The 15419-nt window shown below is 61.9% G+C and carries 16 protein-coding genes; 2 read left to right on the forward strand and 14 right to left on the reverse strand.

Going from position 1 to position 15419, the window contains the following annotated elements; genetic code table 11:
* Positions 1–195: 195 nt before the first annotated feature.
* From BW967_RS15725 to BW967_RS15790, 14 genes are all read right to left on the reverse strand, one after another.
* Entirely contained in the window at positions 196–1116 is a 921-nt protein-coding gene (locus BW967_RS15725; RefSeq protein WP_076486052.1) for a glycyl-radical enzyme activating protein, read from the reverse strand.
* A gap of 42 nt (positions 1117–1158) precedes the next feature.
* Complete coding sequence (locus BW967_RS15730) at positions 1159–1461, reverse strand: BMC domain-containing protein (protein WP_076486053.1); 303 nt, start codon at positions 1459–1461, stop codon at positions 1159–1161.
* Positions 1462–1485: 24 nt separating this feature from the next.
* Positions 1486–3072, reverse strand: coding sequence for an aldehyde dehydrogenase family protein (locus BW967_RS15735; RefSeq protein WP_076486054.1), 1587 nt, complete (start codon positions 3070–3072; stop codon positions 1486–1488).
* Positions 3069–3542, reverse strand: a complete 474-nt coding sequence (locus tag BW967_RS15740; RefSeq protein ID WP_076486055.1) for a GlcG/HbpS family heme-binding protein — start codon at positions 3540–3542, stop codon at positions 3069–3071. The genes BW967_RS15735 and BW967_RS15740 overlap by 4 nt, the downstream gene beginning before the upstream one ends.
* Before the next feature lie 3 nt (positions 3543–3545).
* On the reverse strand, positions 3546–3827 hold the full coding sequence (locus BW967_RS15745) for a EutN/CcmL family microcompartment protein (RefSeq protein WP_076486056.1): 282 nt from the start codon (positions 3825–3827) through the stop codon (positions 3546–3548).
* Positions 3828–3836: 9 nt separating this feature from the next.
* On the reverse strand, positions 3837–4544 hold the full coding sequence (locus tag BW967_RS15750) for a hypothetical protein (protein ID WP_076486057.1): 708 nt from the start codon (positions 4542–4544) through the stop codon (positions 3837–3839).
* Entirely contained in the window at positions 4544–5377 is an 834-nt protein-coding gene (gene eutJ, locus BW967_RS15755; RefSeq protein WP_076486058.1) for an ethanolamine utilization protein EutJ, read from the reverse strand. The genes BW967_RS15750 and eutJ overlap by 1 nt, the downstream gene beginning before the upstream one ends.
* A gap of 11 nt (positions 5378–5388) precedes the next feature.
* On the reverse strand, positions 5389–6057 hold the full coding sequence (locus BW967_RS15760; RefSeq protein ID WP_108188651.1) for a phosphate propanoyltransferase: 669 nt from the start codon (positions 6055–6057) through the stop codon (positions 5389–5391).
* A 33-nt stretch (positions 6058–6090) separates the two neighbouring features.
* Positions 6091–6768 (reverse strand): BMC domain-containing protein, encoded by a 678-nt coding sequence (locus BW967_RS19105; protein ID WP_076486060.1) that lies wholly within the window; start codon positions 6766–6768, stop codon positions 6091–6093.
* 18 nt (positions 6769–6786) lie between these two features.
* Entirely contained in the window at positions 6787–7602 is an 816-nt protein-coding gene (gene pduB, locus BW967_RS15770) for a propanediol utilization microcompartment protein PduB (protein ID WP_076486061.1), read from the reverse strand.
* Positions 7603–7629: 27 nt separating this feature from the next.
* Complete coding sequence (gene pduA / locus BW967_RS15775; RefSeq protein ID WP_076486062.1) at positions 7630–7911, reverse strand: propanediol utilization microcompartment protein PduA; 282 nt, start codon at positions 7909–7911, stop codon at positions 7630–7632.
* 89 nt (positions 7912–8000) lie between these two features.
* Complete coding sequence (locus BW967_RS15780; protein WP_076486063.1) at positions 8001–9140, reverse strand: 1-propanol dehydrogenase PduQ; 1140 nt, start codon at positions 9138–9140, stop codon at positions 8001–8003.
* A gap of 116 nt (positions 9141–9256) precedes the next feature.
* Positions 9257–11782: a glycyl radical protein gene (locus tag BW967_RS15785; protein ID WP_076486064.1), complete on the reverse strand. Its 2526-nt coding sequence runs from the start codon at positions 11780–11782 to the stop codon at positions 9257–9259.
* A gap of 52 nt (positions 11783–11834) precedes the next feature.
* On the reverse strand, positions 11835–12425 hold the full coding sequence (locus BW967_RS15790; RefSeq protein ID WP_076486065.1) for a DJ-1/PfpI family protein: 591 nt from the start codon (positions 12423–12425) through the stop codon (positions 11835–11837).
* Between the two features lie 692 nt (positions 12426–13117).
* Here BW967_RS15790 and BW967_RS15795 point away from each other — a divergent pair.
* Positions 13118–14029: a DUF7973 family transport facilitator gene (locus BW967_RS15795; RefSeq protein WP_076486066.1), complete on the forward strand. Its 912-nt coding sequence runs from the start codon at positions 13118–13120 to the stop codon at positions 14027–14029.
* A 76-nt stretch (positions 14030–14105) separates the two neighbouring features.
* Positions 14106–15362, forward strand: a complete 1257-nt coding sequence (locus tag BW967_RS15800; protein WP_076486067.1) for an acetate/propionate family kinase — start codon at positions 14106–14108, stop codon at positions 15360–15362.
* The last annotated feature ends 57 nt before the right edge of the window (positions 15363–15419 follow it).

Consider the following 15419-nt stretch of genomic DNA (forward strand, 5'->3'; position numbering starts at 1 on the left):
TGCTGACCAGACATCCTAGGCACCCGGTTTCCCGGCCTTGCTCCGACCCCGTTCCGACTCGGCTCTTTCGCCCCAAAACTTAGCGCGGAAACTAGTATGCAACATGACTTAGCGCAATTTTCCGGCTTGTTTTTGAATGATTTTTTGGCCTGTCTGGCTGGTTTGTTTGCACTTTATGTGCTGTGTGGATAGGGACTAGCCGCCGATCACGCAATTGAGCCCCGCAGACTCGACCACAGCTTTGAGCGGCAGGATCGATTCAGGGCGCAGATCTTTGGTGGCTCCCATCGGGCTTTGACGGCCAAGGAGCGTGTATTTGTTCTCACCAAAGCTGTGATAGGGCAGCAGATGCACCGTGCTGACCTTGGGCATCAGCGTCGCAAAATGGGCAATTGCGCCGATTTCGCGTTCATTATCATTCACGCCGGGCACCACAGGCACACGCACCACCGGATTGGGGCTGAGCGAGGCGGCAATCAGCGCATTTTCCAAGATGATGCGGTTATCGACGCCGGTATTGGCCTGATGCACCGCCGGGTCGATTGCTTTGATATCCATCAGCAAATTGTCCACATGCGGGATCACATCGCGGATCACCTCGCGCGTGGTACAGCCCGTGGTTTCCATTGCCGTGTTCCAGCCCTGCTCATGGCAGGCCATCAGGATTTGTTTGGCAAAGGCGGATTGCATCAGCGGCTCGCCGCCCGAAAGCGTCACGCCCCCGCCCGAGCGGCGGTAATGGATCGCGTCTTTGCGCAGTTCTTGCATCACTTCGGCCAGCGTCATGCGACGGCCCGTGCGTTTAAGCGCCTCGGTCGGGCAGACCTTGGTGCATTCGCCACATTTGATGCATTTCGACCGATCCACAAAACCGGGATTGGCCTTGGAGAGTGCCTGCACCGGGCAGACGGGCACGCATTGTCCGCAACCGATGCAGGCCGAGGCGCGGAAGAAGAGTTCCGGTTCCGGCGCCTGCGATTCAGGGTTGGAACACCAGCGGCAACGCAGCGGGCAACCCTTTAAAAAGACGATGGTGCGCACCCCAGGCCCGTCATGGATCGAATAGCGCTGAATATCGAAGACGGTGCCTTCGGCGGTGGTGTCAATGACGGACATGAGGGACTTCCTTATTTGGGGTCTGACCCTGTGGGGGAGGGCTCAGAAAGCGGGGCCACTGGCCTCTTCGATGGCGGCCATTGCCGCGCGCACGGCCGAGGTTTCGCCCAAAACGGCCAAGGTGGTGGTGGTCTGCGGGCAGGTGCCAAACAGCTCCACCGCCATCACATTGGCCGATTTCGAGGCGATATCGGCGAAGTAGAACAGATCGGGGACCGAGGCCTGCACCAGCCCCATCGCCGAGACCGGATGCTCTTCAACCCATTTGCGCACATGTGGCGCGACGCGGCGCGACAGCATGTCGAACAGGTTTTCCTGCGGGGCGTTGATGATGCGAATTTGCATGTCTCTGTCCTCGATCTTTGGGTCTCAGCGCACGTTCAGCGCTTCGACCATCACGCATTTACGGCGACGCGCGAAGGAGCGCGGCGAGGTCAGGCCCTCGCCTGTCGGCCCGGCGATGGTGAAGGTGGTATACCCTTCGCCGCCCACCCCGATCCCGGCGTAAGAGGGGCCGTTTTTCACGAAGATCGTGGTTTGGATGAGTTTCGCCATTTTCGTCAGCTTGCGCACATTGGTCGAATGCATCATCGCGGTGTGGCGGTTGCCGTGTTCCAGATCGACGGCCAGATCAATCGCGGTGTCCACATCGGGCACGCGCACCACCGGCAAGATCGGCATCATCAGTTCTTCTTGCACGAAGGGGTGATCTTTGGTCGTTTCCAAAATGATCAGGCGCACGTCGGGGCCAACCTGGATGCCGATCTGGCCCAAGAGCCACGCCGCTGATTTGCCGACGCAACCGGTTTGCGGGCCGCCTTTTTCGGTCAGCACCAATTGCGCGAGCCGCTCCACCACAGACGGGTCAGAGGCCAGCCACGCGCCATTGCGCTGCATTTCCGAGATCAGGAAATCGGCGACTTGATCGACAACGATCACCTCTTTTTCCGCGATGCAGGGCATGTTGTTGTCAAAGCTTGCGCCATTGACGATGTCTTGCGCGGCTTTCGGAATATCGGCGGTTTCATCGACCACCACGGGCGGGTTGCCCGCGCCAGCGCCAATGGCTTTTTTGCCGGTCGACATGACCGTGCGCACGATGCCGGGGCCGCCGGTGGCCACCAGCATCCGCACTTGCGGATGGGCCATCATCGCATTGGTATTGTCGATCGAGGGGGCCTGCACCGTCACCACAAGGTTTGCGGGCGCGCCGAGTGCCGCCAGCTTGCGGTTAATCAGTTTGATCGCCAGAAGCGACACGCCCTTGGCGCGCGGGTGGGGGCTGAAGACCGCCGCATTGCCCGCCGCCAACATGCCGATGGAGTTGCAGATCACGGTTTCGGTGGGGTTGGTGGTGGGGGTGATCGCCCCAATCACGCCAAAGGGCGAAAGTTCCACCAGCGTGAGCCCATCGTCGCCGCTTTGCGCCTCGGTGGTCAGGTCTTCCACACCGGGGGTTTTTTCGGCGGCAAGGCGGTTTTTGATGATCTTATGGGCCAGATTGCCCATGCCGGTTTGCTCGACCGTCAGCCGCGAGATGCGCTCCAGCACCGCTTCATCGGTGAAGATCGCGCGGATGCCTTCCACAAAGCGTTTGCGGTCACCCATCGTGCAGAAAAGGTATTTGCGTTGCGCCTCGGCAGCGGCGTTCACCGCCTCGTCCATTGTTGCAAAGACGCCATCGCCGAGTTCCAGTGCTTCAGCATCCGAGATCGACAGACACCCGGCTTTGCCTTGGCAATCGCCCGCTTTGCAGTTGGAGCAATTGCGCTCGCCCAAAGCGCGCGTCAACATGCCGCCGATGATATCATCCACCGGGTCAACGGCTTTGACAGGTTCCCAGACGCAACCCGTGGTGCCGGGTTTGGAGGTGGGCGCGGGGGCGGGGGTTTCGGCGGGGCCGGTATAGCCGCTCAGCACGCGGGCGACGGCATTTTCAATGTCTATGTCTTTCATTTTACTTGTCCTTTCGTAAGGGCCGCGCCCCAATGTCCGCGGGTCGCCGCTTGGGCGATCTGCATATCCTGCTCAACTGTACCGCCGCTGATGCCGATGGCGCCCAGAACGGCCGCACCTGCGCAAATCGGCAGCCCGCCGCCAAACAACACCGTGCCGGTTTCGGCGGCGCCCAACCCCTCAAGCATCGCGCCCGGTTGGGTTTGGCGGCCCAATTCATCGGTGCCCATGCGGTAGCGCGCGGCGGTGCGCGCCTTGGCGGGGGCCAGCGTGATCGAGGCGGGCAGCGCGCCGTCCATGCGGTGGAACAAGAGCGGCTCGCCAGCCGCATCGCACAGCGCGATGCAGACCGGCAGGGCGATCCGGCGCGCCTCGATCTCGGCCAAAGCCGCGATGCGCGTGGCTTCTGAAAGCGTCAGCGGGCGGCGGGCGGCGAGTTCGGTGGCCAAGATCGTGTCGAGCGTGGACATCGCTTAGCCCTCCACCCCGCGTTGGCATTCGACCGTATCGACAATGCCGACGATCGAGGCATCGACCACCGAATGGTCAAAGGTGCCCGCAAAGCGCCCGGCGCTGCCGGTGGTGACAATGACGGTTTCACCATCACCCGCGCCCACGGTATCGACCGCGATTTCGTTCCAGCCCTCGGGGGAAAGCTGCGCGTCGAGGCGGCGCACGATCAAGAGTTTCGCGCCCGAAAGGCTCACATCCTTGGTGGTGGCGACGACCCGTCCGATGACTTTGGCGAGATACATGGTTGATCCTCACTCTCTCTCAATCGCGATGCCGCGCGCGGCCAAAATGTCGGCGGCAAGTGGCGTCAGCAAAACGGCGCGCCCAAGGCGCAAAACGGGGGCGCCATAGGCGCGGGCCTGTTGCCAGCCGAAGATGCCGGTGTCTTGCGCCACGGCGGCAGGCGCAGCGGCCTCTTGCGTGCCCAAAACGGTGTGGGCCAAGCGCGCGGCCCAACAAAGTTCGACCCCCTGCGCGGCAAGGCTTTCCAGATGCCCGCTCATCAGCGCGCGACGGGCAGGGTTTTGCGGGGTCAGGCCACGGGCCGCACGGTCACGCGCGCCGGGGCAGACACCATCGCGCGCCGCCACAATCCGCAGGCCGCGATCCAGCGCCTCGCCCAAAAGGGCCGATTGCGGGTCATCGGCAATCCCGGTGGCGACTTTTGCGGCAAGCGACAGGCTCAGCGTCGGCACCAGCACAAGGCCCGCCCGCACCAGTTGCACCTGTGCGGGGGCTTCCGCGAAGGGCAGGCGGGGGGCGAGCATGTCACGAAAGGCGGGTGCAGCCTGCCATTCCATCGTCCAGCCCTTGGCGCGTAGGCCTTCCAGCCCGCTCAGCGCGGGTTCCAGCCCCAGATCGGTGTCCGAGAAAAGCACGATCCCATGCGTGGCGCGGGCTTTGAGCGCGGCAACGATCTTGTCTGAAAGCAGATCAATCAAGATACGGTCGAGATCCATCACCGGGCCCCCTCGTAAAGCGCGATGCCCAAGGGTGTGACCAAAAGCGGCTCGGCGGGTTTTATAACTTTGCGGCCCAGATGCTTTTCAAAAACCGGAACGAAACCCTCAAAGCTGCAGGCCCCGCCGACCACATGCACCGTGTCCATTCGCGGAAAGCGCGCCAGAACCTCGGCCACGATGGCGGCCATTTTATCGACCACGGGGCGCACCAGCGCGAAGACCTCGCCCGCTTGGGCGGGGTCGTGTTTCATCGCTTCGGCGGCCTCAAGGCTGAGCCGCATCGCGCCCGCCAAAACCAGCGTCATATGCGTGCCGCCCGTGGCCTCATCGACCGAGGCGAGCACCTTGCCCCCTTCCAGAACCGAGATCCCGGTGGTGCCGCCGCCCACATCGACCACCGCGCCATCGCGCAGGCCCAAAAGGCGCGCGGCAGCAACAGGTTCATCAATGATTTCTGCGAGTTCAAAATCCGCCGCCTCAAGCACATTGCCGATGGCTTTGGAGCTGCCGGGGTGGATGCCGGGGGGGATGGCGGTGGCGGCGCGGGGCAGCGGTTGACCAAGGCGGGCTTCCAACTCGGCCTTCATTTGCCGCACGGCGCGCACGGTGGCAGGCCAATCGACCACGATCCCGTCGCGGATGCCGCCCGAACGTTGCGTGGCGCCTGCAACGGGTTGGCCCGCCGCATCGACCACCGCCAAAACAAGGTTCGCCGTGCCCAGATCGACGCCCACCCGCAGCGGCCCTTGGGCGCGTGCCTCTTGGGGCAGGATGGCGCCGGTACGGACAAGATCTCCGAAGGCGCGCAGGGTGTCGTCGATGCCGGGCATGGCGGGGGTCCTCAAAGCTTGCGCAACCGCACAAGCGCGTCGTTTTTCAGGCCAAAGGCGTTGGCCTCTTCGATGTCGATATGCATTTCGGTCTCAGAGACCTCGTCGGAGCGCACGGCCACATTGTGCATCACGCCCCCGCGCGGCCCATCGACCAGCACATCAACGGTTTCACCGTTTTTGACGTTCAGGCGCTGGGCATCTTCGGGGCGCATGTGGATATGGCGCATCGCCACGATCACGCCGCTCTCTTTGGTGACGCTGCCTTTGGGGCCAACCACGGTGATGCCAGCAGAGCCATCGAGCTTGCCCGACATCCGCATCGGCGGCTTGATGCCCAAAACAAAGCCATCGGCGACCGAAACCTCGATCTGGGTGTCTTTGCGCAAAGGCCCAAGCACCCGCACCTTGCCGATCTCACCACGCGGGCCGCGCAGGGTGACGGTTTCTTTGGCCGCATATTGGCCGGGCTGCTTCATCGCTTTCATACGGGTGAGGCTGGCACCGGGGCCAAAGAGCACGTCCATATCGGGGCGCGAGAGGTGGATGTGGCGGTTCGAGACCCCCACCGGGATCAGCGCGGGGTCGCGGGCACCTGTCGGCGTGGCCGCCGCAGCGGCTTGGCCTTGGGCCAAAAGTTCAGCGACGATGCGCTCAATCATGGTGGAGGTTGTGGACATAGCGGACATCTTTCAACAAAGGGGCAGGGGGGCTTAGCGGCGCTTCGGCCCCCGGCCAGGACGGCCCGAATGGGTGGGTTTGGCGGCGGGTTTCGGCGCGGGCTCAGCTTTCGGCTCCGGCTCTTGCGCGGCCTCCGGGCTGGATACCGGGGCGGGTTCGCTCACCGCTTCGGGCGCGGGGGTCTCGGCTTCCGGCGCGGCGGTCTCAACCACCGGTTCGGGCGTGATTTCGGGGTCAACTTCGGCGGTCGGCTCCGGCGCGGGGGTCTCTTCCAGGGCTGTGGCCGGGACCTCCGCCGCCGGGGGGACCGGCGTTTCGGTCACGCCCGCATCGGGCGTTTCCGAGAGCGTAAGCGCCTCTTGCACGGGCGCTTGGGGCGGCGTGACCTCGGCAGGGGCGTCCCCGCTTTCGGCTTTGGCCAACCCAACGGTTTCTTGGCTGTCAACGATCAAAGCGAGACCGCGGGCGGGGCGTGCGATGACCCGAGTGGCAACCACCCGTCCGACGCGCCCCGCAGCCGCTTCTGCCGCGGCGATAGCGGCTTTCACCGCCCCCACATCGCCGCGGAGTTTGACCATCGTCATGCCGTCGCCTTTGGCGAATTCATAGCCGACCAGCGTGACATTGGCCGATTTCATCGCCGCATCTGCGGCAGCCACAGCCGTTGTCAGGCCAAGCGTCTCGATCAGTCCAAGGCTTTGTTCCGACATGACGATTTCCTTTCAGTCTTAGATGTAGGGCGTGGTCGAAGAGACCAGTTCGGTGCCGTCAAGCGCCGAGAGCACCTGCTTGCCAACGTCGCGCGCGGCGATGATCGCTTGACGCACCGCACCGGAGTCGCCGGTGAAGCACAGGATCACTTCGTTGGAGAAGCTGGTGCCGCCGTTGCCGGGCGACGAATAGGCCACCGGTTCCACGGTCGCGGCTTTGGCGGCGGTATCGGCCATCAAAACCCCAATCGCGGCGGGCGCGCCCACGGTGATGCCGAAGGCTTGACCAAGCGGCGCCCCGAAGGCTTTGTTGAGCGCATAGGACGCACGGGCGGTGTACTGGAATTCCAGGTGGCCAGCCGCGTTGCCATACACGTCACCAAAGGTGCGGTTGAGTTCCGACAGCGTCACTTCGACCGCGCGGCGCGCGTCCGACACATCTTCCGCGCCAAACAGAATGAGCGAGCCGTGGCCAGCGCCGCCTTCGGTGTCGCGCGGCAGTTCGATCAGAACCACTTCGCTGTTGGTCGCTTTCACCGCTTCATCGGCGGCGAAGATATGGGGGCCAGCACCGGTGCGCGCACCGACAATACCGATCGAACGGTATTTCTTGTCGATTTTCATCTGCTCATGCAGCAGCGGGTCGACATTGGCGATCACCAGACCGACCGTGTTGCCGATGGCGGTGCCAACGAATTCGGTCAGGTTGCAGGCTTTTTTCGGCGCTGCTTTCGGCGCGGGGGCCGCTTCGCAGGTGGGGGCCGCGGCGGGGGCGGTGGCCCCCATCTTCGCCATAACCTCACCCATCAGTTTTTCAACGAGATCGTCTTTCATCGTTGATCCTCCTTCCTAGGCTGGGTCTTAGGCTTTCGGCGCCGGCAGAATTTTTTCGACTTCGGTGTGCGGGCGCGGGATCACGTGGACCGACACGACCGAGCCGACTTTTTCGGCAGCCACAGCACCGGCGTCGGTGGCGGCTTTGACCGCGCCGACATCGCCGCGCACCATCACGGTGACGAGGCCCGAGCCGATTTTTTCATAGCCAACCATCGCCACATTGGCCGATTTGACCATTGCATCGGCGGCTTCCACGGCGGCGACCAGACCCTTGGTCTCGACCATTCCGAGTGCTTCTTGTTGCATGACTTTCTCCTTGGTTTCCGGTGTTCATACGTTGGTTAAATTGGGGAAATCGGGTTCTTTTCGCTGTGCCAGGCGTGCTCCTCCCCGATTCAACCGCCGGCCCGGTCAAGGAGCATGGACAGCTCCGCAAGTCCGGGACGCCGCGGGTTGCCCGCGGTGCAGGCATCCGCGAATGCGGCTGCCGCAAGGTCGGGGATCGCCCGACGGTAGGCCCCGATATCGAGGCCGAGCCCCCGCAAGCTGGCGGGGATCCCAAAGCGCGCGTTCAGCGCTTCGATGGCGCGGATGAGCGCTAAAACACCCGCACGGGTGCCGGGCACATCCAGCCCGACGCGTTGCGCGATGCGGGCATAACGGGCGGCGGTTTCGCGGGTCTCGGGCGCGTTGTCCTCAAGCCCGGCGTTCCACGCGATGACATGCGGCAGCAAGATCGCGTTGATCCGGCCATGCACGAGGTGGAACTGCCCGCCGATGGCATGGGCAAGGCCGTGGTTGATACCAAGGCCCGCTTCCGTGAAGGCCATCCCCGCAAGGCACGAGGCTTGGTGCATCGCATCGCGGGCGGCGATGTCATTGCCATTGTCAAAGGCTTTGGGCAGCGCCGCAAAGGCCAGCTCAAGCGATTTTTCGGCAAAGGCATCGGTGAAGTTGGAGGCGCCCTTGGCGACAACCGCTTCAATCGCATGGGTGATCACATCCATGCCGGTATCGGCGGTGACTTTGGGCGGGGCGGTGCGCACGAATTCCGGGTCCAAGATCGCCACATCGGGGATCAGATCGGGGGAAATCAGCGGGAATTTGCGGTTGTTGGCGGGATCCGAGATCACCGCAAAGGCGGTCACTTCAGAGCCGGTGCCAGAGGTGGTGGGAATGGCCACAAGGCGGATCGGATGCGCCGGGTCCATGCCGCGCACCACAGACAAGATCGCTTTGGCGGCATCAATCGGGGAACCACCACCAAGGGCGAGCACCACATCCGGGCGGAAGTCGGCAAACAGGCGGGCCCCAGCCGAAACGGTGGCGAGCGGCGGTTCGGGAATGGCTTCGGCGAAGACTTTCACTTCGCAGCCATCGAGGAAGCTCATCACCCGATCAAGCGGGCCGGATTTGGCCATGAATTCATCGGTCACAATGCCGACGCGCTGGCCACGGTAGGCGTGCAGGCGCTCCAGCAGCCCATCGCCGAAGACGATCTCGGTGCGGGGCGTGAAGGTTTGGTAGCGGGTCATCGGAACACCTGTTGGTGGAAGGGACGGCCCGGAGGGCATCGGCTCGGGAGGGGAGAGTAGCCGATGCCCCCCGGAGGGCAGGTCCCGCCATGGGCTGGCGGGGCCTGCGGGAGAGCTTAGAACGCTTGCTCGGTGCGGCTGATGATGTCGTCTTGCACTTCTTTGGCGAGCACGACGAACTGTGCCGAGTAACCAGCCACCCGAACCACGAGGTCGTTGTAATCCTCGGGGTTTTTCTGCGCTTTCAGCAGGGTTTCGCGGTCGATCACGTTGAACTGCACGTGCATGCCTTTGTGGTCGAAGTAGGACCGCACAAGCGATGCGAAGTTCTGCAGACCAGTGTCACCAGCCAAAGCGGAGGGCAGGAATTTCTGGTTGTAGAGCGTGCCGTTCGAGGCGATGAAGTGGTCGAGTTTTGCCACCGAGTTGGCCGCAGCAGTCGGGCCGAGACGGTCCTTGCCTTGGCGCGGCGACACACCATCGGCGAGCGGAAGCTTGGCCGGGCGACCATCGGGCAGAGCGCCCACATCCTTGCCGAAGAGCACGTTGGCCGACACCGGGTAGATCCCAGCTTGGAATTGGCCACCACGCGGGTTGGTGTATTTTTCCACTTCTTTGCAGTAGATCTGCGCGCATTTGCGGGCGATCAGGTCGACGTCGTCATTGTCGTTGCCGAAGGCTTCAGCGGAGTCGAGCAGACGGCGGATGCCTTCATATTTAGACGCATCGACAGGCGCGGCCCCTTTCGAGAGCGTGCGATAGACTTCGTCTTTGAGCGCGGCGACATCGAGCGACGCATTGGTGGCAAGCACCTTTTTCACCGCTTCGTAGATTTGCGCTTCGCTCATTTCGCCGGTCGGAGCATCCGCCCCCATCGCCATGCCGAAGTTCGCGTCCAGCGCTTCCTTCAGTTCCGCCATGGTGAGTTTTTTGTCGTCCCAGACGAATTTCTTCATCGCATAGACCGAGTCACCGGTGTCAGCGACACCGAAGGCTTGCGGGCCGGTGAAGTTGTAGATCGCCCCACCTTCTTGGACCGATTTGCCGCGACCCATGCAGTCATCGACCATCGCGGAAAGGAACGGCAGCGGCGCGCGTTCGGCGTGGGCGATGTCAACACAGTTGTCGGCTTCGGCAAGGTATTTGACGAAGAAGGACATCTGACCGGTGAAGGCTGCATAGAAGTCTTCTAGCGATTTCCAGTCTTTCGCGTCGCCGGTGACCGGGCCAAGTTGGGTGTTGCCCACTTTGCCGTTGTTGAGCGTGATCTCAAGCACTTTGGCCACGTTGAAGAAGGCCGCGTCGTGCCACCCTTCGGTGCGGTGGATCGCTTGCGGTTCCACGCAGCCAACGATGCCGTAGTCGCGAGCATCGGCCAGCGAAACGCCACGGTTTTGCAGCGAGGGGATGATCACTTCGTCGTTGTAGACAGCCGGGACACCCAGGCCGAGGCGCACAACTTCGGCGGCACGATGCAAGAACTCATCGGGCGTGCCTTGCCACACACGGATCGAGAAGGACGGGGCCGGAAGGCGAACGTGGGCGACGGCATCCATACACATGTAGGAAACGTCGTTCGTCGCATCGAGACCGTCTTCGGTTTGCCCACCCACGCAGAGGTTTTGGAACACTGCGTAACCAGCGAAGGCCTGGGCCGAAACTTCATCGCGCGTTTTGTTGACGTCGTTGAGTTTGATCCAGATGCAGTCGATCAGTTCTTGTGCGAATTCGCGGCTGATCGAGCTGTCGGCTTTCAGGTAGGGATACATGTATTGGTCGAAGCGGCCGGGCGAGATCGAGTGGCCCGAGCTTTCGATTTGCAGCATGCATTGGATGAACCACATCGTCTGGCAAGCTTCCCAGAAGGTGGTCGCGCCATGTTCCGGCACGCGGCGGCAGTTTTTCGAGATTTGCTCGAGTTCCGCTTTGCGCGTCGGGTTGGTGCAGGCGGCTGCCAGTTCGGCGGCTTTGTCAGCATAGCGGTGTGCAAAGTCGATGGCGGCTTTGTAAGCGATGATGACCGAGGTATAGAACTGGTTCTTCTTGATCGTGTCGGGGTCTTTGTCGTCCAGTTGCTCGCGCAGCCGGATCGCTTCCATGATCACGCCGGAGAAGCCGATTTTCAGGATTTTGCCGTAGTCCACGCAAACGTGGCCAACGCCGCCATAGAAGTAGTTGCCGACGGTGAAGACGCCGTTTGCAATGCAATCTTTCGCGGTTTGCGACATGTACGACGCAGCAAGGTCCGACGTGGTGTGACCGGGCCAGTATTTGAACGCTTCATGCAGCGCGGCGGCGGTTTCTTTCGGGATTTCAAACGGGTCGGCGACACGGCCGGCCATCGTTTCGAATTCTTTTTCGACCCAGTCAAAGCTGAATTCGGGGCAGATTTCGGTCGAGCGCGGGTTGATGGTGATCGAGCCCACCACAAGTTCGTCGTCACGGATCGTGATCGGCAGTTCGGCGAAGATTTTCTCCACCACCTTAGCGCGACGCAAGATCGCCGGCAGACCTTCGGTCGCCTTATAGGCCTCGGTGGCCAAGACCGCCCGTTCCGCCTCGACATGCGGCCGGGCGTTCAGGATCTGGTTCTTCAACCGTTTAATACGGTCGGTGGGTTGGGTGAAGCCCTTCTCAATCATTGCATCCTCCAGGCTGTGGAAGCCTCCCGACGCCGACGCGCCGGAAAGCCGGTCAGGTCAAAAGAGTCGGAGCGACGAGCCCCACGAAAGCGCGCATCAGCGTTTGATGCCCCGGCCAGGCCGGTGCGCTTGCAAGGTTCCCGTCGACCACGGTTTGCTCCGGCGCGACTGCGACGAAGGTGGCTCCTGCCGCCCGCACTTCGGGCTCGACAGCCGGATAGGCCGTCAACCGACGTCCGCGCACCACGTCAGCGGCGGTCAGGAGCTGCGCGCCATGGCAGATCGCGGCCACGGGCCGGTTCTCCGTCATGAAGGTTCGCACGATGGCCAGAACCTGCGCGTCGAGACGCAGATATTCACAGGCACGGCCACCGGCGAGATAGAGACCGGCATAGTCTTCCGGACTGACCGTCGCGAAGGAGGCGGTGAGCCGAAACAGATGGCCGGGTTTTTCCGAATAGGTTTGATCGCCCTCGAAATCATGGATCGCGGTGCGGATCGTTTCGCCCTTGCGTTTGCCCGGGCAGACAACATCCACCGCGAAGCCGAGCATTTCGAGCGCTTGGAACGGAACCATCACTTCATAATCTTCGGTATAATCTCCGACGATCATCAGGATTTTATGTCCGACAGTGCGTTTCATGAAGATCCGTTCCTTCGGTGCCGTTCATCGGCGCCGTGAAAAAGGAATAGGCCGGGGGGTGTTAAACAGCAACGTGACGGCCTTGACATGGAAGGGGAATAACTTGCCAAGCCCTTTGTTCATTGGTGTTTTTGTGTGAAGCGCCTGCTTTTGTGACGTGCGTCAAGAAAACCCTTGTGCCGCGCAGAACAAGAAAAGACAGCGCCGGGTAATTTCTTGTCATGGGGAGCGCAAGCTTGCCCCGGTGCGCATGGCAAGGCTGACCCGGTGGGGCGTGGGAGCTGTTGCGCAAGGGCGCAAAATGCAGTGTGGGGCGACTCGCATGATCCGCGTCAGAATCTAATGTAATCAATTTGTTGTGTGGATTTTTCTACGTGGGGTAGGGGCGTCGGGCACACGATTCGTGATCCTGTCGCAAGAAACTACCCGCACTGGCCAAGGGGCTCATCTTGATCCATGGGCGGGCGCGCGCGTAATTTGATGCCCGATCGGCATATCCGCGATCGGAGGAAATCACGTCTTAAATAAAGTCGGGCTGTTCACTCGGAAATGTAATTTTCCGGGGCCGATTTTGGCGTGCCTTTATTTCGGAGACTGTCGTTTCAAATGCCAAATGGCATCTTGAAATAAATACAGCCCTATGACCCGGACAAAATCCAACAAGGACCGCCCGGAAATACAAGGAGACCAGAATGTCACTACTTGGTTTGCTCGTCGCTTTTGGCGGCGGTATATTCGGCGCCGCCATTGGTGCTTTGCCGGCATTTACCTTTGTCGGCTTCTTGACGATGATCGGTGTGGCGATCCAGCTCGCCGTGGCGCCGGAAGCGACGGATTTCTTTGGCATCCCCTTTGGTGCCTTTGGCCCGCATACCGGTGGCTTTGCGGCGGGCGTGGCCGCGGCCGCTTATGCCGCCAAGAAAGGCAAGCTTGATAGCGGGCGCAACATCGTGACCGCGGGCATGGGCCTCAACAGCCCCGATGTGCTGCTGGTGGGCGGTATCTTCGGCGTTGTCGGCTATCTGATCTTCTGGGCGCTGACCTTTGTGCCGAGCTTTGGCGAGGGCCTGGCGTTTAGCGACCTTCCGGCGGTGGGCGTGGTGATCTCTGCCTTCATTGCGCGCTTCCTTTGGGGCACCTGCGGGTTCTGCGGCAAGGCCGATCCGGGCCGGGGCTTCTTCCATCCGACCGATGCCACCAAATGGCTGGCCTTCCAATCGAGCTTTGCGCAGATCGCGGTGATTGGCCTTGGCGGCGGGCTGCTGGGCGGCTGGCTTGGCGTGAGCTATGGCGTGCCCGGTGCGCTTTTGGCCTTCGGCATCGCGGCTTCAAGCCTTCTGTTCCTGACCCTTGGCGTGCTGACCCCCGTTTCGCACCACATCATGCTTCCGGCGGCGCTTGCCGGTGTGGCATCTGGCAGCGTGGTTTGGGGCGCGGTGATCGGTATACTCTCCGCATTTCTGGGCGAATTCTTTGCCCGCGCCTTCCTGTGCCACGGCGACACTCACGTTGACCCCCCGGCCTGCGCGATTGCGGTGATGACCTTTGTGGTCAACCTGCTGAGCTTCTTGGGCTTCTGGGCTTTGGTGCCGCTGCCGGTCTGAGCCGTTTCATTTGATCACGGCGGCGCGGCGGTTTCCGTCGCGCTGCCTAATTCCTGACCCCACAAGGACGACCCCGATGATCTTGATTATCAATTGCGGCAGTTCCAGCCTCAAATACCAACTCTATACCCCTGATCTGGCGCAAGTGGTCGCTTCGGGGATGATTGCGAAAATCGGCGAACCGGAAGGCTATATCGACCATTTCGTCGGCCATCGCGGCGAGCATCACCGCTGCCCGGTGCCAAACCATCGCGCCGCCTTTGCGCTGATGATGGAATATCTGCAATCGCCCGAATATCACGTGATCGAATGCCCGCGCGCGATCACCGCCATCGGGCACCGCGCCGTGCATGGGGGCTCGGTCTTCTTTGGCTCGGTGTTGGTGGATGATGCGGTGATGAAAGCGCTGCATGAATGCGCGTCTTATGCGCCGCTGCACAACCCGTGCAATATCATCGGCATTGAAGAGGCGCAGCGGATGTTCCCCGGCACGCCCAATGTGGTGGTGTTTGACACGGCCTTCCACCAAACGATTCCGGCGCGTGCGCATATGTATGCGCTGCCCTATGAGCTGACCCAAGAACACGGCATTCGCCGCTACGGCTTCCACGGCACCTCGTGCCGCTATGTCAGCCAGCGCGCGGCTGATCTATTGAACCGTCCGATTGAGAGCCTGTCGATGGTGGTTTGCCACCTTGGCAATGGCGTGACGATGGATGCAGTGAAAGGCGGCCAATCCATTGATACGTCGATTGGGTTTGGCACCTTTGGCGGCGTTCCGATGGGCACGCGGGCGGGCGATTTTGACCCGGCGATCATTTTCCACCTTGTCAAAGACCGGGGCATGAGCCTCGAAGAAGTGGAAGAGATTTGCTACAAGAAAAGCGGGCTTTTGGGGCTTTCGGGCCTTTCAAACGACATGCGCGAAGTGAGCGAAGCGGCCGCCAAAGGCAATGCGCGGTGCCAGTTGGCGGTGGATGTCTTTGTCTATCATATCCGCAAAACCATTGGCGCCTATGCGGCGGCGATGGGGGGCTTGGATGCGCTCGTCTTCACCGCGGGTATTGGTGAAAACAGCGCCGAGATCCGCGCGAAGGTTTGCGAGGGGCTTGGCTTCCTAGGCGTCGAGATCGACCCGCGCGCCAATGAGATTGCGCGCAAGGGGCACCCCAATATCAGCGCCATCAGCGCGCGGGCGGCCACCTTGGTTGTGCCGACCGATGAAGAGAAGATGATCGCGATTGATACGGTGCAACTGACCATGGCGCAGCCCGGTGCCGCCAGCGTGCAAATGGGCCATGCGCCGAGCACGCATGGCGTTGCAGCGAGCTGACCAAACTGGCGGGCAGGGCTGTGCTTTGCCCGCCAGTTTTTTATCTACTCAGAACGG

Origin of the sequence: Rhodobacter aestuarii (assembly GCF_900156655.1) — a bacterium.
Lineage (GTDB): Bacteria > Pseudomonadota > Alphaproteobacteria > Rhodobacterales > Rhodobacteraceae > Rhodobacter > Rhodobacter aestuarii.

Excerpts from the sequence above, each read along its gene's own strand:
- BW967_RS19105 (WP_076486060.1), bottom strand. The coding sequence starts at position 6,768 with ATGTCGGAACAAAGCCTTGGACTGATCGAGACGCTTGGCCTGACAACG.
- BW967_RS15730 (WP_076486053.1), bottom strand. The coding sequence starts at position 1,461 with ATGCAAATTCGCATCATCAACGCCCCGCAGGAAAACCTGTTCGACATG.
- BW967_RS15745 (WP_076486056.1), bottom strand. The coding sequence starts at position 3,827 with ATGTATCTCGCCAAAGTCATCGGACGGGTCGTCGCCACCACCAAGGAT.
- BW967_RS15735 (WP_076486054.1), bottom strand. The coding sequence starts at position 3,072 with ATGAAAGACATAGACATTGAAAATGCCGTCGCCCGCGTGCTGAGCGGC.
- eutJ (WP_076486058.1), bottom strand. The coding sequence starts at position 5,377 with ATGCCCGGCATCGACGACACCCTGCGCGCCTTCGGAGATCTTGTCCGT.
- BW967_RS15790 (WP_076486065.1), bottom strand. The coding sequence starts at position 12,425 with ATGAAACGCACTGTCGGACATAAAATCCTGATGATCGTCGGAGATTAT.
- BW967_RS15785 (WP_076486064.1), bottom strand. The coding sequence starts at position 11,782 with ATGATTGAGAAGGGCTTCACCCAACCCACCGACCGTATTAAACGGTTG.
- pduB (WP_076486061.1), bottom strand. The coding sequence starts at position 7,602 with ATGAAAGACGATCTCGTTGAAAAACTGATGGGTGAGGTTATGGCGAAG.
- BW967_RS15800 (WP_076486067.1), top strand. The coding sequence starts at position 14,106 with ATGATCTTGATTATCAATTGCGGCAGTTCCAGCCTCAAATACCAACTC.
- pduA (WP_076486062.1), bottom strand. The coding sequence starts at position 7,911 with ATGCAACAAGAAGCACTCGGAATGGTCGAGACCAAGGGTCTGGTCGCC.
- BW967_RS15725 (WP_076486052.1), bottom strand. The coding sequence starts at position 1,116 with ATGTCCGTCATTGACACCACCGCCGAAGGCACCGTCTTCGATATTCAG.
- BW967_RS15740 (WP_076486055.1), bottom strand. The coding sequence starts at position 3,542 with ATGTCCACGCTCGACACGATCTTGGCCACCGAACTCGCCGCCCGCCGC.
- BW967_RS15750 (WP_076486057.1), bottom strand. The coding sequence starts at position 4,544 with ATGGATCTCGACCGTATCTTGATTGATCTGCTTTCAGACAAGATCGTT.
- BW967_RS15780 (WP_076486063.1), bottom strand. The coding sequence starts at position 9,140 with ATGACCCGCTACCAAACCTTCACGCCCCGCACCGAGATCGTCTTCGGC.
- BW967_RS15795 (WP_076486066.1), top strand. The coding sequence starts at position 13,118 with ATGTCACTACTTGGTTTGCTCGTCGCTTTTGGCGGCGGTATATTCGGC.
- BW967_RS15760 (WP_108188651.1), bottom strand. The coding sequence starts at position 6,057 with ATGTCCACAACCTCCACCATGATTGAGCGCATCGTCGCTGAACTTTTG.